We start from the raw sequence: 1546 nt of genomic DNA on the forward strand, positions 1-1546 counted from the left end.
GCCGCCGCCCGTCCGGGCTGCGGTCCTGCGGCGCCGGAGCGCCGCGCGCCCTCCCCGTCCGAGCCGTGCGGGCGGCGGGCGCGGCCGGCCGGGGGTCCGGGGGCAGGCCCTACGATGGGGGTCGAACTGTCCGAGTCGGGCGCGGGGCGGCCGTGCCGGAGGGAGTCTCCCATGGAGTTGGCGGGTGTCGACCCGGGGCACGGCGAGGGCGGCGACGGCGGGCGTCCCAGGCGGCGCGGGCAGGGCGAGTTGGCGACCGAGGTGCTGTCGGTGCTGCACCGGGCGCCGGGGCCGGTGACGGCGTCCTGGGTGCAGGAGCAGGTGGGCGGCGATCTGGCGTACACCACGGTGATGACGATCCTGTCGCGGCTGCTGGCGAAGCAGGCGGTGGTCCGCAGCCGGGCGGGCCGGGCGTACGTGTGGTCGGCGGCGGCGGACGCGGCGGGGCTGACGGCCCGCCGGATGCGGCGGTTGCTGGACACCGAGCCGGACCGGGACGCGGTGCTGGCCTCGTTCGTGACGGCGCTGACGCCGGAGGACGAGCAGGTGCTGCGGGTGCTGCTGAACGCGGCGGAGTCGTCCCCGGGTGCCGGGGGCGGGGACGACGGGCGCTGAACGATGGGCTTCTTCGTCTTCCTCCCGCTGGTGCTGCCGTTGACCTCGCTGCCGATCGCGCGGCTGGCCGAGCACCACTTGCATCCGCGCAACGCGGTGCGGCTGCTGTTCTGGATCGGCGTGACGATGGCGGTGTGCAGCACGCTGGCGCTGGGTCTGCTGTTCGTGGTGGGCACGGCGCAGATCCCGGGCAACCCGCTGCCGGACAGCTGGTCGGATCCGGAGATCCGGACGGCGGTGCCGTTCCACGAGGAGGTGGGGACGGCGGCGGTGGTGGGCCTGGTGACGGTGCTGACGGCGTGCTCGCGTTCGCTGCGCCGGCACCTCCGGGTCCGGGCGCGGGCGCAGCGGGTGCTGGCGCCGATGCCGCTGGATTCGGACCTGGTGGTGCTGCCGGACCCGGAGCCGTACGCGTACGCGGTGCCGGGCGTGCCGGGGCGGGTGGTGGTGTCGACGGCGATGATGGACAGCCTGGACGCGGACGAGCAGCGGGCGCTGCTGGCGCACGAGCGTTCGCACCTGGCGAACCGGCACCACCGCTTCCTGCTGGCGGCGCAGTTGGCGAGTTGCGTGAACCCGTTCCTGCGGCCGTTGCAGAAGGCGGTGGGGTACGCGACGGAGCGCTGGGCGGACGAGGAGGCGGCGGGGTCGGTGGGTGACCGGCGGTTGACGGCGCGGGCGGTGGCCCGGGCGGCGCTGGTGACCCGGGGCGGCGGTCCGGCCGCGTCGTTCGCGGCGTTCGCGGCGCCCGGTCCGGTGCCGCGCCGGGTGACGGCGCTGCTGAGTCCGGCGCTGGGCGAGTCCTGGCCGCCGCCGGCTTCTCCGGCGGGTGTGGCGGCGATGGTGGCGGCGGCGGGGGCCGCAGTCTCGGCGGTCTAGGCGCTGAACGCCGCGGTCGCGCTGCGGCTGCGGGTGAAGGGCGCCACCCCCA

Annotated in this window: 2 protein-coding genes; both read left to right on the forward strand. The window is 76.6% G+C overall.

The window, feature by feature from the left end; translation table 11 throughout:
* The first annotated feature begins 171 nt into the window (after window positions 1–171).
* Window positions 172–615: a BlaI/MecI/CopY family transcriptional regulator gene (locus ACFUEL_RS39555; protein WP_380243041.1), complete on the forward strand. Its 444-nt coding sequence runs from the start codon at window positions 172–174 to the stop codon at window positions 613–615.
* Window positions 616–618: 3 nt separating this feature from the next.
* Entirely contained in the window at window positions 619–1494 is an 876-nt protein-coding gene (locus ACFUEL_RS39560; protein WP_380243043.1) for a M56 family metallopeptidase, read from the forward strand.
* The last annotated feature ends 52 nt before the right edge of the window (window positions 1495–1546 follow it).

The organism is Kitasatospora sp. NPDC057198 (genome assembly GCF_042670125.1).
Taxonomy (GTDB): Bacteria; Actinomycetota; Actinomycetes; order Streptomycetales; family Streptomycetaceae; genus Kitasatospora.